The sequence below is a fragment of the Paenibacillus planticolens genome, assembly GCF_013141725.1.
Taxonomy (GTDB): domain Bacteria; phylum Bacillota; class Bacilli; order Paenibacillales; family NBRC-103111; genus Paenibacillus_E; species Paenibacillus_E planticolens.
In genome coordinates this window covers 1-17,206 of record NZ_WHNZ01000016.1, presented here as the reverse complement: position 1 = coordinate 17,206, position 17,206 = coordinate 1, and the positions used below count along the sequence as shown (strand labels likewise).

The 17,206-nt window shown below is 44.7% G+C and carries 12 protein-coding genes and 1 riboswitch; of the genes, 8 read left to right on the top strand and 4 right to left on the bottom strand.

What is annotated here, in order from left to right:
- Positions 1-47: 47 nt before the first annotated feature.
- Complete coding sequence (locus GC097_RS08540; RefSeq protein WP_171682917.1) at positions 48-5,672, top strand: family 43 glycosylhydrolase; 5,625 nt, start codon at positions 48-50, stop codon at positions 5,670-5,672.
- 104 nt (positions 5,673-5,776) lie between these two features.
- Here GC097_RS08540 and pdxR read toward each other — a convergent pair whose 3' ends face one another.
- From pdxR to GC097_RS08520, 4 genes are all read right to left on the bottom strand, one after another.
- Entirely contained in the window at positions 5,777-7,213 is a 1,437-nt protein-coding gene (gene pdxR / locus GC097_RS08535) for a MocR-like pyridoxine biosynthesis transcription factor PdxR (protein WP_171682916.1), read from the bottom strand.
- 605 nt (positions 7,214-7,818) lie between these two features.
- Entirely contained in the window at positions 7,819-9,162 is a 1,344-nt protein-coding gene (locus GC097_RS08530; protein WP_171682915.1) for an MFS transporter, read from the bottom strand.
- 30 nt (positions 9,163-9,192) lie between these two features.
- Positions 9,193-9,909 carry a purine-nucleoside phosphorylase gene (deoD, locus tag GC097_RS08525; protein ID WP_171682914.1) on the bottom strand — a complete coding sequence of 239 codons (717 nt, stop codon included), beginning with the start codon at positions 9,907-9,909 and terminating at the stop codon, positions 9,193-9,195.
- Between the two features lie 219 nt (positions 9,910-10,128).
- Positions 10,129-10,869, bottom strand: coding sequence for a GntR family transcriptional regulator (locus GC097_RS08520; protein ID WP_171682913.1), 741 nt, complete (start codon positions 10,867-10,869; stop codon positions 10,129-10,131).
- Between the two features lie 183 nt (positions 10,870-11,052).
- A riboswitch (ZMP/ZTP riboswitch) is annotated at positions 11,053-11,132 on the top strand.
- Positions 11,133-11,181: 49 nt separating this feature from the next.
- Here GC097_RS08520 and GC097_RS08515 point away from each other — a divergent pair.
- The 7 genes from GC097_RS08515 to GC097_RS08485 form a co-directional block, all read left to right on the top strand.
- A complete protein-coding gene (locus GC097_RS08515; RefSeq protein WP_171682912.1) occupies positions 11,182-12,276 on the top strand; it encodes a GNAT family N-acetyltransferase in 1,095 nt (364 codons plus the stop codon).
- A gap of 279 nt (positions 12,277-12,555) precedes the next feature.
- Entirely contained in the window at positions 12,556-14,112 is a 1,557-nt protein-coding gene (locus tag GC097_RS08510; RefSeq protein ID WP_171682911.1) for a WG repeat-containing protein, read from the top strand.
- Between the two features lie 123 nt (positions 14,113-14,235).
- Complete coding sequence (locus GC097_RS08505) at positions 14,236-14,805, top strand: suppressor of fused domain protein (protein WP_171682910.1); 570 nt, start codon at positions 14,236-14,238, stop codon at positions 14,803-14,805.
- A gap of 64 nt (positions 14,806-14,869) precedes the next feature.
- A complete protein-coding gene (locus tag GC097_RS08500) occupies positions 14,870-15,487 on the top strand; it encodes a hypothetical protein (protein ID WP_171682909.1) in 618 nt (205 codons plus the stop codon).
- Between the two features lie 243 nt (positions 15,488-15,730).
- On the top strand, positions 15,731-16,213 hold the full coding sequence (locus GC097_RS08495; protein WP_171682908.1) for a DUF2975 domain-containing protein: 483 nt from the start codon (positions 15,731-15,733) through the stop codon (positions 16,211-16,213).
- A gap of 10 nt (positions 16,214-16,223) precedes the next feature.
- Entirely contained in the window at positions 16,224-16,442 is a 219-nt protein-coding gene (locus GC097_RS08490) for a helix-turn-helix domain-containing protein (protein ID WP_004434885.1), read from the top strand.
- Positions 16,443-16,907: 465 nt separating this feature from the next.
- A partial coding sequence (locus GC097_RS08485) for a hypothetical protein (protein ID WP_171682907.1) occupies positions 16,908-17,206 on the top strand: 299 nt, incomplete at its 3' end.

Here is a 17,206-nt window from a genome sequence, read left to right as displayed (position 1 = left end):
TCCGCCTGGTTTTGTTAGCGCATTCAAAATTAAAGGAGGATGAACGTGTGGGAAAAAAGATCGTTTCTCTGTTGTTGACGATTTCCATGTTGGCAGGATTGTTGCTTGGAATGCCGACGACCGGGGCAGCTGCCGAAGACAGCAGCCTGATGCTCTGGTATAGGTTTAATGAAGGCACGGGTACCACAGTTGCCGATTCGTCGGGCAATAACCGCAGCGGTAAACTGAACGGCACCTACAGCTGGACGAAGGGACCGGATGGCTCCGGCGCCATAAGTTTGGATGGCAGCAGCGGATTTGTACAGATGCCGAATGCCATTCTTGCCGGTCTAAGCAGTGTTACTGTCGCAACCAACGTATTCGTGGATCAGGCGAACAGCAACCCTTCGTGGGTGTTCACCTTCGGTTCTTCGACCAACCCGAACGGTGATGCGAATGCCCATTACCTGGGGCTTCTGCTTGAAGCCGGCGGCTATCGGGCCATGCTGGCAACAGCCCGCTGGACGAATGAGCAAAGTACAAAGGTATCATCCGATTTTGTCAAAGGGGTATGGAAGCATGTAGCCTACACGCAAACCGGAACTACCGGAACCTTGTATGTGGATGGGGTTCAGGTAGCCCGGAATACGGGTGTAACCTTTACTCCGGCTCAGATGGAGTCTACCATCGCCAACTACATCGGCAAACCGGCATATACGGCCGACAGATTTTTCAAAGGGAAAGTATCCGATTTCCGGTTATACAGCCGCGCTTTAAGCGCTTCGGAGGTTAAGGATTTGGCGAACAGCAGTGACTTGGGTTCCGTTGCCCAGGATATGGCCGCACTCACTTTGGGCGATACGAGTGAGGTGATCAGCAATCTGAACTTGCCATCGGGAGGTGCATTTGGAAGCACCATAACATGGAGTACGAGCGACGCAAGTGTCATTACGAACACAGGCGTGATTACTAGCGGCGCTGCGGACAAAACGGCCACACTGACGGCAACAATCGCCAAAGGAGCGGCATCGGCTACAAAAACCTTTACAGTAACCGTGAAAAGCAGTGATGTGGCCACAACCAGGTTCCTCCAAGAGGAGGCGGCCAAGCTTGCTGTCCGTGATGCGGATGCGATTCGTGGGAATATTACGCTGCCCCTGACAAGCGATAAGGGAGCGGCGATTACATGGACAAGCGACAAGCCGGATGTCATCAATGCGAATGAAAGCGTAAATGAAAATTATGACAATACGCCGCCGGGCGTCCTAACAAGACAAGCCGTCGATACGCAGGTAACATTAACGGCAACTCTCTCCTATAGCGGGAAAAGCTACGAGAAGAAAATACCCGTTACAGTTAAAGCCAAGCCTAAGGCACTTACTCCGGCGGATATGAAGGAGTATTTATTCTCCTACTTTACAGGCGAAAGCTCGACCGGTGAACAGACTTATTTTGCCACAAGTAAAGATGGCTTGCACTGGAAGGACCTGAACGATTTAAATCCTGTCTTGACCTCGGACATAGGGGAGAAGGGCGTTCGCGATCATTTTATTTTGCGTTCGGCTGAAGGGGACAAGTATTACATCCTTGCGACCGATTTAAGAATTGCCAGCGGGAAAGGCTGGACTACGGCCATGCATAGCGGAAGTACGTCGCTGGTGATCTGGGAATCGACGGATTTGGTCAACTGGTCCGCTCCAAGATTGGTGGATGTAGCCGGTGCCATTCCGGGAGCGGGATGTGCGTGGGCACCTGAAGCTACCTATGACGAAAAGACGGGCGAATATGTCGTCTATTGGGCCACGATTTCACAACAGCCCGACTCAACGTGGAAAGCGATCGTCTATTATGCAAAGACAAGAGATTTCTACACTTTTACAACGCCGCAAAAATTTATTGAACGTCCTTCGCATGATATCATTGATACAACCATTATCAAAGCCGATAACAGCAAATACAAATACTACCGCGCTTCGGGAGACGGCCAGATTACGATTGAAGGAAGCAACCAATTGCTTCATAGTGATTGGGATGTAATAGGCACGCTTCAGTCTGTAGGAAAGACCGGAAGCGATGTAGAAGGCCCTGAAATTTATAAGTTCAATGACAGGGATGAGTTTGCCATCATAGCTGACCAATTTGCAACAGGAAAAGGATATCTTCCGGTATTAACGAATGATCTATCCGATCCTTCAACGTATCACATTCCGGATGCCTCGCAGTATTGGTTTGGCGTGAATAAGAAGAGACACGGCGGACTGCTGAGCATCACCCAGGAAGAATACGACAGAATTATGGCCAAATGGGGTGACGTGCCTGTCACGCCTAACGAACAGCCGCAGCAGAATCCCATTCTCGAATATAATTTTGACGAAAACAGTACCGGCGGCACCATCAAAGATGTTTCCGGAAACAACTACACGGGTGCTTTGAACGGAAATGCAAAGGTTGTGTTCGATCAGGAAAAGAACTCGCAAGTGCTGTATCTGGACGGATCCAGCGGGACGTTCGCGGCTTTTCCGCAAGGCTTCTTCGACGGCCGGGATGCGGTGACGATTTCCATGGACGTTAAGCCGGTGACCGTATCGGGCAGTTTCTTTACCTTCACAATCGGAAAGAACACGACGAAGTACATGTTTTTGAAAACCATGGACACCCAAATTCGAAACGCGATTACGATGGGCTCCTATTCCTATGAGGAGGAGGCTAAAGCCACAACGGCATCGATCGCTAATAAGTGGATGAACATTAAGCTCGTGATGACGCCTACGACGATGACCATGTATAAAGATGGTGTTCTGTTTGCGCAAAACAACAATCTTAACGTGCCGATATCGTATTTGGGCAAAGATGTACTGGCATATTTGGGGAAATCGTTCTATTCGGCAGATGCTTACTTTAAGGGCAATTTCGATAACATAAAAGTGTACAACCGCGCATTGACGGCGTCGGAAATCGCCGGTGAAGGGGGAGGAGCGGTAACCGGAGTGTCGCTGAATAAATCAGCTTCCGTACTGGAGGTAGGGAAGAACGATACACTGGTTGCCACAATCGTCCCAAGCTATGCAAGCAACAAGGCAGTCACCTTTGCTTCAAACAGCGCGGCAGTGACCTTATCCAATCCTGTCTACGATGCACAAACCGGAACCACAAGCGTAACGATCACCGGAGCGTCTGAAGGAAGCGCGGTGATTACGGCAACGACAGCGGATGGCGGAAAAACCGCCGTATGCGTGGTTACCGTAACCACACCTAAAGTTGAAGGCTTGAAACTATGGTATAAGTTTGATGAGGTCAGTGGAAGCATCGCGGCGGATTCTTCAGGCAACGGGTATAACGGTGCTTACGTGAACACTCCAGCATGGGGTACGGGCATGAGCGGAGGCTCCTTCAAAATGAGCGGCGGAGCCTCCACATCGACAACAGCTCCCTATGTGAAAATACCTAACGGAGTATTAAACGGTACCAATAATATGACGATAGCTTCCTACGTGAAATGGAACAGCTCCGCGACCGTAAATCAATGGTTGTATGCGCTTGGAATAAATTCCAACAAATATATATTTACATCTCCATACAACGGATCCGGTCTGCTGTATTCGGCCATCACCAATTACAAAGGGACTTCTTCAAATTATGGATATACCACTGAGGAAAAGCTCACGGCATCCGCGGGATTAACAGGAAATACGTGGAAGCATGTTGCGCTTGTCATCGACTCGGATAACCATACGGGAACCATGTATGTAGACGGAATTCCTGTAGCAACCAATACGAATGTTACCATTAAGCCATCCGATTTATATGATGCAAGCAAGGATTATTCCGGATATATCGGCAAGTCGTTCTATTCCGCCGATCCGTATTTTGCAGGAGAAATTGACGACTTCCGCATCTACGACAGGGCGCTTAGCGCCGATCAAGTGGCGGATCTGGCAGGTCCGCTGCTGCCTACGACCAGCATCATCAAGGCCACTGCGTCCGGGCTCAAATACGATGCCATTATCGATAGCGCAACCTCGAAGGTAACGCTGGCCTTAAAACCCGGAGGCAAAATCCAAAGCATCGCACCGGAATTTACCTTGTCGAGCGGAGCGACAATCAGTCCGGCATCAGGCTCGGTGCAGGATCTCACCAATCCCATTACGTATACGGTGACAGGCAAGGACGGGAAAACCCAGAAATGGACGGTTGCGGCTGTCATTGCCAACAATCCGGTTCTTCCAGGCCTATATGCAGACCCTGAAGTGGCTGTATTTGGCAACAAATTTTATATTTATCCTACTACGGATGGATATTCGGGCTGGGCGGGCACTTCCTTTAAGGCTTTCTCTTCCGATAATCTTATCGATTGGAAGGATGAGGGGATCGTCTTCGATCTGCAGACCGACGAGAACTGGGACGGCGCCGGCAAGTATGCATGGGCTCCGGCCATTGCCGAAAAGAACGGCATCTATTATTTCTACTATTGTGCAAACAAGAGCATAGGTGTTGCAACGTCGACCTCGCCGGCAGGTCCCTTCAAGGATGCTCTTGGCAAAGCATTGATCAAAGCCGGTGACTACAGCGGACAAATGATTGATCCTGCGGTGTTCAAGGATGACGACGGGCAATATTACATTTATTTCGGGCAAGCGCCGGGGTATGTAGCGAAATTGAATGACGACATGATTTCCCTGAATGGCAAGGCTCAGACCCTCTCGATCAGCGGGGACTCTTTCCACGAAGGCGAATTTATGATCAAGCGCAATGGCATCTACTACTTGATGTGGTCCAAAAATGATACCGGCAGCGAAAATTACCAAGTCGTTTATGCTACCGGATCTTCACCAACAGGTCCTTTCACAGGCAAAGGAATTATTCTTCAAAAGGATCTGTCTCTTGGCATCAGAGGAACGGGACACAGCTCCGTCATTAAGATACCGGATAAGGACGAATACTACATTGTCTATCACAGAATGGCCATTCCGGACGGAAAAGACGGCTACCATCGGGAAGTCTGCATAGACAAGCTGGAGTTCAACGCCGATGGCACGATCAAGCCCGTAGTGCCTACCCTGGGGGGCATATCAACGCCGGTTTATTTACCGGGCCATGGGACCGTTCCTACGGCAACACTAAGCGGCGCTGCGACGGCATACCCTGGGCAATCCATAGATCTGACCTACCGTTTAAGCGGGGTGGCGGACAGCATATATGCCCATGACATCACGCTTGCTTATGATCCGGATCAATTGGAATTTGAATCCGTACAGCCGCTTCGAGAAGGGCTGGAGGTCGTCAGAATGTCGAGTCAGGCTCAAGGAAAGTTCCGGTTTCTGGTAGCCGATGTGAGCGGTGGACTAATGGACGCTAATGCCGATTTATTCAAATTCGTTTTTAAAGTCAAAAGTCAGACCCTCCCCGGAAGCGTGAGCGTCAGCCCAACCGACTTACTCATTGCTAACGGTGCGGGTGTCGAACAGCCTGTAACCGGAACATCTTACAGCGTGAGCATTGTTGCGCCTGGGGTGCCGGGCGATGTAAACAGCGACGGTAAAGTATCGGTTGGCGACCTGGGTATCATTGCCGCCGCGTATGGCAAAACTTCGGCCGACCCTGACTGGGCGAAGTACCGGAGTGCAGACATCAACCATGACGGCAAGGTGGATATTGAGGACCTCGCAGCCGTGGCAAGACTGATTTTAGGTTAGAAATCATAGAGAGTGCCCCGCATGACGAATGAGGATTCGGTCGTGCGGGGCACTTTATTTTGCGGAGTGTCGGTTACCGGCAGTCCTTATTTAGCTAAAAGCCTTCATTCAATCAACTCACGTATTGCTCTAGCAAATCGGGCTATCCCCAGTCCAATATCCTCCGGCTTCGTTCTGGCGAATGTAAACCGCACGTAACCCGGGTCAGAACCATACACACTCCCGGGTACAAAAATAATTCCTTTCTTAATGGATTCTTCCAACAATTTAGCGTCAGGAATATTCGGGATCAATTTGCACCAGAAATGCAATCCCCCTTCTGGCGCGGCGTACTCAATCAGACCTGAAAGCTCCTTCTCCAGGGATTCGATGAGTAAATCCCGTTTAAATTGAAGTTGGATACGCAATCGCTCCAAATGGGGATCCAAATAAGATGATTGTAAAAATTGTCCCGCTACTAGCTGTGGAATGATGCTTAATCCAAAATCCATCTGTTGCCTAGCATCGGCTAGTCGCTCCACAATGGAACGAGGCGCTACCATCCATCCTATCCGTAAGCCGGAGGCTGCGATCTTGGAGAATGAGCCGATATATAGAATTGAACCCATCGTATCCATGGATTTGAGCGGTAAAGGAGGAACGCCCTCATAAGAAGTTAAGCTATAGGGATCATCTTCCACAACCGGAAGTCCTAATTCACTAATGATATCAAGAAGACGTTTGCGCCTTTCAATACTTAGTACCGTTCCCGTCGGGTTCTGGTAGTTCGGATTCAAGAACACCATCTTAATTCGATGTTTTTTATATAAAGTACGAATATCTTCTGGCTGTATGCCATGATTGTCGACCGGTAGGCGGAACAAACGAAGACCAGCTGATTGAAACATAGGCAGCGAATAGCAATAGGAAGGATCTTCAATAGCAACGGCATCTCCAGGTGACAGCAGACATTGCGTGATCAAATATAACGATTGCTGGGATCCCGATGTAATAAGAATGGAGGATTCCGTTGTCCGAATGCTTCGATAATTGTTCAGAAATTCTACTAAAGCTTCTCTTAATAGAGTCGAACCTTGAGGGTTATCGTAACCCATATAGGACGTATATGCGTTTCTACTCATTAATGTAGCTATTTCATCTGTGGGTGCTAAATCAGCAGATAATTCAGGGCTCGCAAAATCAATCAGTGATGGATTTTGAGCTAACGCTTCGCGAATCCTTCGCAAAAAGGGCAGGTTAGGAAGAAAGTTTCCTCCTTCGGCAAAACGACTCCAGTTTGGAGTATGCTTCGGAGTGGCTCCCCATTTGGATGTGCTTACCCGAGTTCCGCTACCCGTACGGCTTTCGATAATCCCAAGGGATCGGAGTTCGGCGAATGCAGAAATGACGGTGCTGCGGTTCACATCAAATTGTTCAGCAAGTTTCCGCTCAGAGGGCAGCAAACTGCCTGGAGGAAACTCCCCATATGAAATTCTTTGCTCGAGATGATCGGCAATTTGTTCGTAAAGAGCTTTTTTATTATTGCGTTCAGGTTTCCACATCTTAAATTCCCCTTGAATAATCAATCAAACGACACAAATTTTAAATTTATAATACCACTTATCTAAGAAAAATAATCGATATTTTCGCCTTTATCATTTAGCATTCTGTGAACATGCAGGGTTAGTGGATGGCATAAAAAACTGCTGGATTGGTTGGTTACATTCGCTCACTTCAATTTTATGATATTAATGAGTATTACGGTTGATGTCATAGACTGTGGAAGGAAAGGAGATGGACCCGTTGGCAGCTTCGATATCTTTTATTTTGCTTTGTTGTGCACTTGTAGCAAGTCCTTTGGTTATCGCCATAGAGGGGGCTTCTCTCATTCGTAAAGATGAGCTTGATATGAGTAAATAGTAGAGGAGAATTATAATGAATAATTCACATAGAAACAATTATGAACAAAAATTGGATGGACTTCTCCCATTAACAATTATTTTCTTTCTTTTCGTTTTTTCAGGCTTTTTTTATTTTTTAATTAACGAAGTTTTATTGAAGTAAAGCTATTATAGCGAAGGAAGTTCTTGAACAACATCACTTTAGTCGTCAACGCAAATAAAAACACCTTCAAGAGGAGGTGTTTTTATCTGTTTTAAGCTACGAGTTATCTTGATTTGGGCTCAGTGAGTCGGCCTACAAGCAACCCGTACATCAATAGAGCGAACAAGGTAATAATAAAAAGGATCCATAACACTTTTCCATAAGATACTACATCCATCAAAGACGCGGTATAGGTGATGCCTATCGAAACGGCCACATTCAACACCAAGTTGTAGAATCCAATGGCTGTTCCTGTTTTTTCTACAGGAATAGAGCTTATACAGGAATCGAGCATAGGTGCGTACATGAAGGCGAATGCCCCCGAGAACAGCAGCATGGAGAGAACATATACAACAATTGAGCTTCCAATAAGTCCGGGCAAAGCCAGGCTGCATGCGATAATAACCATAGCAACGGAAACCGCTTGCTTATTGGTCAATACTTTTGCAATTTTTCCTGATAGCGCTCCAACTAGTACGGCCGTTAGATAACCTGGAATCAGCAGTAGTGAGATCGTGTCGAGCTGAAGACCATACATCTTCTGAAGCAGGAATGGGAAAATAAAGATGTAGCCCAGTTGAACGGAATAAATCACAAAGGCGATGGCAAGAATGGCTGCAAACCGTTTATTTTGAAAAAAGGAAATCCCAATGAACGACTTCGTACTCTTACTGATGTAGCCCAGGAATAGTCCCGCCGCAACTATGAAGATGACAATAAAGATCCAATTGAAATTCGTTAAATACAGCATGACTGAGGTAGCAATGGCCGAAATCAGAAGCAGACCGATGATATCAACATGGCTCTTTCGGGATTGTTCCTTCGGCAAATATTTAAGAATGAAGGGAAGGAGGATTAAGGACAGCAGCGGGATTAAAAATAACATTGCCCAATTTAAGTAAGTGGATACGTACCCTCCCGTAACGGAGCCAATAACAAGGGAGAGCGAATAGCTGCTTGTGCTGAATCCCAAAAACTTTTTTTGCTCCTCTTTGGGCAGATGCTTCGTTACATAGATTACATATAAAGTTTCAGCCGAGGCCAAGCCTGCTGTCTGGATCATACGCGCAATAATAACGAGCAGGAAAGAGTGCTGAAAAATAAACCCTATAATAGAACCTATACAGATTAAAATAATACCTGCACTCAGCAGCTTTCTAATACTGAAAGAGTCGGCCAGAGAGGCATAGATCACTGCACCGATGCCAATCACAAGCCCCGCTAATGAGGCCTGCCAGCTAACCGCGGCTGCCGATATTCCCAGATCATCGGCAATAGCTACCGAAACCAACTTGAATGAGTTATCGATAATTAAGGCGAAAATGAAAAAGAGCAAAATCACAGGCACAGCCTTTTTGGCCTGAAAGGATGGGGCAATTTGCGGTGTTTGTTCAGTTAGTGTAGCCATTAGCCATATTCCTTTCGTAAAACTAAATGGTTAAGCAAGTTCCAAGGCAATTTCCATCATTTTAGTGAAAGCTGTCTGTCTCTCTTCAGGGGACGTGGATTCATGTCTAAAAATATGATCACTGATCGTCAAGATGCACAGTGCGTTAACGCCCGCATGAGCTGCGTTCATATAGAGACCTGCGGATTCCATCTCGGCGCAAAGAATGCCCATTTCACTCCATCTCTTTAGCGCCGTTGGATCTGCATTATAGAAGATGTCACTGGAGAGAACATTGCCTACATGAACCTTCTGCCCTTGCGCATCCGCTATTTTCTTGGCTTTTTCCAACAGCTCGAACGATGCCGTAATCGAATAGTGACCTGGGAGATTGTACTGATGTCCATAATTGGAATCGGTTGCAGAACCCATTGCAAAAACAATATCATACAGGTTCAAATGATCTTGAATCGCTCCTGCGGAACCGATCCGAATGAGATTTTTTACACCGAATACATGAATCAGCTCCCATGAATACAAACTCATGCTAGGAGTTCCCATTCCAGTTCCCATCACTGATATTTTTCTGCCTTTGAAAGTTCCCGTGTAGCCCAGCATACCGCGGACTTCATTGAACTGGACAACATTATCCAAATAGGTCTCTGCGATAAACTTCGCTCTTAAAGGATCGCCTGGCAATAGAATCGTCTCTGCAATCTCTGCTCCTCCGGGTTTAATATGCGGCGTTTCTTTATTGGATGTATTCAATGTACATCTCACCCTTCTTTACGAATTTGTATAGTTGTATAACAACTTGTCTAATTGGTACATAGATAAAATACCATAGATCGTATTCCATTATCAACTTTTTTTTGCGAGATATTTCTCATATTCTTTCCCTCTAGGCGGGCCACCAATGCAAAAAGGCAGTGGACTCTCCTTTATGGAGAACCCGCTGCCCTGCAATATAATACGTACTAGCTACATCTATTTCGAAGCGTTGATCATAATCTGGCTAAATTCTTTAGGAATATAGTATTTATTGTATACAATAGGGTGCTGTTCATTTATATATAGACTTTCCAGCAGCAAGTCACACCCTTTGCCGCTATCAAGTTCAAATATTTGAGATGAGGTATTTAGCACCGTGGAATGTTTGATCTCTACCGTTGCAGAGTTAGCCAACTCATATACCTTATTCTCAAGCATGTCCAGCAGTTGCGCTTCATTTTGGAGGTCCAGGTTCAGTTCTGTTACGGCTTCAATTGCCATAAAGGTAAATCCGAAGGCCACTACCTGATCTCTGCTCTTGTACCAACGTTCAATGGCTACCACCGCGGTGGCTTTCCTGTTCAGGACCTCTTTGGTGTAGTCACTCTCCAAGTCCAGTCTGAACTTTATTTCTACATGGTCAATGTCCTCCGTATGGCACTTATAAATCGGATTTCCGATTTTCTCCAACCCCACCTTTTTCTCTGTGATTCGAGATCGGGTAACAAAGTTCCCTTTACCATGAATACTCTTCACCAGCCCGTCATCCTGTAGTAGAGCTAGCGCTTGTCTTAACGTCATTCTGCTTACATCGAACATTTTGGCTAGTTCAGGTTCCGTAGGTAATTGGCTATTGGAGGGGAACACACCATTCATGATTTTTTTGAAAAGTTCATCGTATACAGTAAGGTAAAGCGGTTTTTTTGATTTGGCCAGCTGTTCCGTCTTTATTTCCATCAGTTCACACCTATATTCTCCTAATTCATCAGTTAAAGTACATTATATCATGTGATGGTGTGTTTGGAAGCTCATACATGATAACTCACTTATTTGGTAATTAATATCCTTAGGTACTGGTTGCATTCCAGATTGTAGTGCATCTAGACGATTCTAATTTTTCTATATATAATAAAGGGAATTTCTGGTATGCGTAACTGGCGAAACGTAGAGGACTACGGGGGAGCGCATACTTCATACAGCCGATCGCCTGGGCAGAGCGTTTGATCCGATGGGTCGAATGCTCTTTTTATTTCTAAGGAGATGATGTCGATGGAAAGAGTGAGGCAGGTTGGCGTTGTGCTGTACGATAAGGTAGATACTTTGGATTTTGCCGGTCCTCATGATGTGTTTGGGGTGGCTGGATACTTGGGTAAGAATTTTCGGGTCTTTACGGTAGCCGAAAAGAAAACCCCTTTGACAACCGTTAGCGGCATCACGATTACTCCCCAATACAGCTTTGATACTTGTCCAACGATAGACATACTCATCGTCCCCGGAGGTTTGGGCTCTCGTACAGAAATAACCAACTCGCGACTGATCGCTTGGATTCGCGAGACAGCGGGCAACGCCGAGATTGTGCTTTCGGTATGTACCGGAGCCCTGCTGCTGGCGAAAGCCGGTTTGCTGGAGGGGCTTCGGGTGACAACGAATCGGATGGCGTACGACCTTTTACGAGGCATGGTTTCACCAGGTACAACAATTGTGGAGGATGTTCGGTATGTCGATAACGGTAAAATGGTCATGTCAGGTGGTGTCACTACAGGGTTTGACGCGGCGCTGCATGTCGTTGCAAGGTTGTGCGGCGAATCATTGGCGATGGAAACGGCTTCGCGGTTGGAGTACCGCTGGCATGATAAGCTGGACATTCGAAGAGCGGAACTGGAGGATACTGAAGCGGTACGTGGACTTTTGGTAGGTGCGGCACAGTGGATCCAGCGGACGCAGGGCTTGGTCCAGTGGCGTGAGGAGAGGTTTACGCATGCGTATGTGTCCGATGTGATCGATCGGTATGAGTTATTTGTGGCGAATATGAATGGTGTGCCCGTCGGCTGTTTATCCGTTCAGTGGGGGTATGAAGAGATTTGGGGAGATCAGTTCCACGAAAATGCTGGCTACGTACATCGGCTGGCTGTTTCCCGGGATTGTCAAAGCATGGGAATCGGCACGCGGCTGCTCAATTGGGCTGAGAGCTATGTCAAAGACCAAGGAAAAACTTGGCTGCGTCTAGATTGTATGGCTGATAACGCGGCGCTTAATGGGTATTATGCCCGTCAAGGATTTGCGTTCTGTGGACGCTATGAAGGTCAAGGCTGGAGCGCGCACTTGTACGAACGGCGTGTTGCAGGGAATTCAGATGCTAAATAACTCTAATCATGGTAAAAACAAACAGGGAGCAGACTGCCGCGGCAGCTGCTCCCTGTTTTCATTCAAGTGGCGAACAGAATGGTCCCAATATATGGTAGTATTGTTTGTGAGGGATTAGAAACGTCTTGTCTACGAGGTGGCCCGTTTTAGAACTGAGCTTTATGATTCAAGAACCAACCAAAATTGAGAAAGTTATCAAATGGTGGCCCTATTATGATAACTGCTGATAGAATATATAAAACTATGGGTTGAAATTTTAGGAAAGGAACATAGCCTTTTATGAGCGAATTTACGCAAGGTACTTTGCTGAAGAGCGGGCATATTTCGGACATTTTACGTCTTCGCCGCCAGTTGGATATGGACTGTATCATTCAAATGCTGAATAGTAAATGGGGAGTCTGCTTCTACCGCGAGGATATTTCATTTCCATATGTTGAAGAATTTCATTTGGAATGCTCTAGGTCCTTTCCACTGCTTGCTTTCTATAATTTTGAGGATCATGGTTGGGGGTTCACAGTCTATCTAGACGGCTACACTCACCATAAGCTTGATATCTCTTACGAAAAAATTGATAGGAACTTGCAAAAGTTCCAACCTCAATTATTTGATTCGTTCGGTTTCACTGCAGAAGAGCTGCTGGAAATCAAGAATTCAGTCGTCCGAGCGGACGTTGAACGCTTCAAGCATGCAATGGGTTTCCCTGAAATGTCATGGCTTTCATATGATTATGCAGTGGGAGACATTGAGGAGGAGGCGGATGAAGATAATAGACTAGAGGCGCTTCAGGGACCGACAGTCTGTTCATCTAAATCTCATCCGGACAAGCGTTGTCGAAGCTCAAATGACACTCCTGAGTACGGGGTGAATGATGCGAGTGACTTGACACCGTTTCAATTCAACGGACTTTCAGGTTTTTTTAATTCGCTAGGGAAGGTCGTCATTCCGCCTACTTATCAACAAGTCAAATATTTCAGTGAGGGGCGCGCCGCTTTCAAGCGTGACAACAGATGGGGGTTTATCGACGAGGAAGGCGCTGAGGTAATCAAACCGTCCTTCGACCGAATCGGCATATTTTCAGAAGGCGTCGCACTAGTCAGCAAGGAACAAAACAGTCTACTTATTGATCAAAGCGGTCAATTTCTGCGTAGATATGAGCATTTATTTGAAGAGAAACCATTTCTCAACTGCTTCGTTGAAGGTCATGCCGTCGTCAAAGTTAATGGTCATTACGGGCTGCTTGACCGGAACGGAGAGTTTGCGCTAGATCCGGCTTTTTCAGCAATCGGACAGGTTTGCAACGGCTTTGCAGTCGTACACCCGAAGGACATGCCTTCATATTTTTGGAGGACAGACGGTACTCGGATGGATGCGCCGAGGGGTTACTCAATAGCCGGCAGCTTCTCTGAGGGACTTGCTCCAGTGCAGTTAGATGGTGACTTGCATCATTTCTCCTTCATTAACCTAAATGGTGAGATCGTCCTAGAGAATATTCCAAGTACGTTGTTTTCTAAAGGCTTCAACAGCGGGCTCATGCCGATCCTCGGCCCCAAAAAAAAGTATGGGTACATGAATACCATTGGCGAGGTCGTCATTGAACCGAAATTTGATACAGCTCTTCCATTTGTCGGAGATGCAGCTCTCGTCGTGAACCGTGGTAAAACTACCTTTATTCGGCCAGACGGCACCCCCTACTTCAAATCAAAGGAACTTCATAACCTGTCACAGTGGAGTTTTCGTCTTTACAGCCCTCTTGTCGCACTAGATATTTTTAATACCGATTACATCAGTAGATACACAGGCGAACTTGTCTTTTCGAGCAATTCATACCATCAATAACTCAGGATAGATCGGCAGCTTTCGCAGCAAATTGACAGCATAAGCAATCTGATAATGATTCTAGCTATCTTTAGATTCAAAAACAAACAAATCTGGCGCTGATGCGAGGAAATAGGAGGTAATATGAACGACTTCTTACGATTTTTAGAAAGGCATCTGGGCACAATCCAATATGGTTGGAGTAAGGATGGAGATGGTAATAAACTTCCATTTCAAATTGTTAAATACAGTAATGGTCATCCGTTCTCAGGAACTACGACATATTCAACTTTAGGTTTGAGTAATGACACGTTAATATCACCTGTTTCAGGAAAACAAATTCGACAAGAATTAGTTTTTGTTTCGGATTCAACTTTTGGAGATAAAAATATTCCTGGAATCATCCAACAAGTTGGTTTAAAGGCGTTGCACAATAAAATGGCGTACTTAAGAGGGGATGTAATTGGTCCATATGGTTCTTTATTTGATAATTCAAGATTAGAAGCATTGAATGTTACAGTCCCTGTTTATTTTCCAGAAGCATTTCATACATTTTTTGATAATGAAAACACTCCAATTGTTATGTCATGGTTAGTTCCAATTACATTAGAGGAAGCAAATTTCGTAAGGTTAATTGGATGGGATAAGTTTGAAGATAAGCTTGAGGAGATAAACCCTGATTTGATTGATTTCAATCGCAAGGGCTTACTCTGATTCATTCATATAGAAGAGAAGTTCGATGCAAAGGAAAAGCACTCAGTGGTATCTTGTTTAGTTTGTGGACAACCTGTATTATTCATTAGATATTACGGTGAACCGTATAGGAATATTTCAAATAAATCAAATATCTGATGGAGTGGTTTATATGAGTTACGATGTTCATATTACTAAGGCAGATCACTGGATATCTAGCGAGCAAAACCCGATAACACAAGATGATATAAAAAAAATCGCTGATCTCTTAAATACCTATAAGGGGATACCATTTTTGTTTAAAGAGGGCAGAATTACTTTATGCCGTGCTGATGAAATGGTAATTGGCGTAATGATTACTATCGCCAATAGAATAGGTGCTCGAGTTCAAGGCGATGAAGGAGAATACTACGATAATACTAATGAGTCTTATCCGGAACCGCCAGAGCACTTACTTATGGCTCCAGTAGTAAAAAATATCTATGATTCTGAAATAAATAGCCCCGATGAGCAACTAAAATTTATTGGAGCTCTTGGGGTTGGAGATGAGATCCAACATGATAAATTTGGAAAAGGTGAAATTCTTGAAATTATTACCGAAGGGGAGAATACAGAATTCACAGTAAAATTCAAGGAGGAAATAATAGGAACTAAAAGAGTTCTACCTTTTTTTGCGCCAATCAGACCTTGTAAACAGGATTAACTTGTTGAGCTAACGCAGAACGTTAGTTCGCAGGAGCAGAATGCCGCAGCAGCTGCTCCCTGTTATCATTCAAGTAACGGACAGTTTTGTTGAAAAAGTTGTAAATTTAACATTTTAAAGTAAAAGCATTTCTTTGTAATGAGAAATGCTTTTTATTTTTATAAAAAACGATAATAATTTATTGCAAAACGATAAATTATGTTATAAAGTAAAAACTGACATTAAATAAGTGAGGTGCAGTTTATGAAACGAGGAAAAACACTCTTTTTGAAGATAGCTGTTATTCTTATTGGAATCCCTATTCTCGCTTTGTGCATATTTTTAGTGCCTAAGATAGGGAATTTTGCTGGAGAATTGTATCCAGAAACGGCTTATATGAAATCTCTCGTTTTAATCGATATGTACGCAGCAGCGATTCCTTTTTACTTTGCTCTGTATCAAGCTTTTAAACTTTTAAGCTATATTGATAAGAACCGAGCGTTCTCGGAATTATCGGTAAAAGCTTTAAAGAATATAAAATACTGTGCCATCACAATCAGTACCTTGTACCTGCTAGGCATGCCACTCTACTATCTCATGGGGAAGAGAGTTGACCCTCCAAGTTTCATACCAATGGGATTGGCCATTATTTTCGCCTCTATGGTGATCGCCGTTTTTGCTGCTGTTCTCCAAAGACTTTTACAAGAAGCTATTAATATAAAATCAGAAAATGATTTAACGGTCTGAGGTGGAGCATATGGCAATTATTATTAATATTGATGTGATGTTAGCAAAACGAAAAATGAGCGTAACGGAGCTTTCGGAGAGGGTTGGAATTACTATGGCGAATCTTTCTATTCTGAAAAATGGGAAAGCAAAAGCGGTGCGGTTTTCAACATTAGAAGCGATATGTAAGACTTTGGATTGTCAGCCAGGTGATATTTTGGAGTACAAAAGCGACGAAGACACTCAATAAAAACAGACAACAAATTTATTTAATTAACGGGTCTCTATAGTTGAAGAGCTTTCTTTGCGGCGGCGCTTGTGAAATATTTCGAAGAGGCTGAGCTTTTATGGAAAACCTATGTGCCAAAGCAAGGTCAATCAGAGACGGTACAGGGCGAATTAATAAGAGCGATAGAGAAATTAAGGGATGAGGCTCAAAGAAACGGAAATGACAATTGGGATAAGTGCTTTGTTATGTTTTGTGATTACTTGGAAATAACTCTGTGTGATTCGGGAGTGGAGCTTACCTCGCGGGAGCTCCTTTTTTTGTTCATTCAAGTATCGGCCAGGATAGCTTAACTATAAGCATTTTCTACATCCAGTATCTTGTGGCAAATGGTAAACTAAGTGTATTATCACTTCATAATTTGAAACAGGAAGTGAAACGGGTGGAGAGGCTTTTAATTGTTATCCAAAAAAGAGGTGTCTATAACTTATGGGAATGAATCGGAAGGGTAGAAGGAAGTTAATTCATAGTGGAAGAACTTTTTATTGGTATGTTGAAAAAGAAATAAATGATTATGGACAAAAAGATCTTATTGTCGTATCAGAGGATAAAAGATTTAACATTTCATATGAAGTTGGCCAGTTTGATAAACCTCAAACGCCTCTTGTTGTGATTAAGGGAATGGAGTTTAAAGGACTTGAAGGATATAATCGGCAGGGTTGGACAAGGGTAAAAGTACCCGCCTGGGAGGATAGCATTATCACACCTGGTTTAGTAAAAACAATACT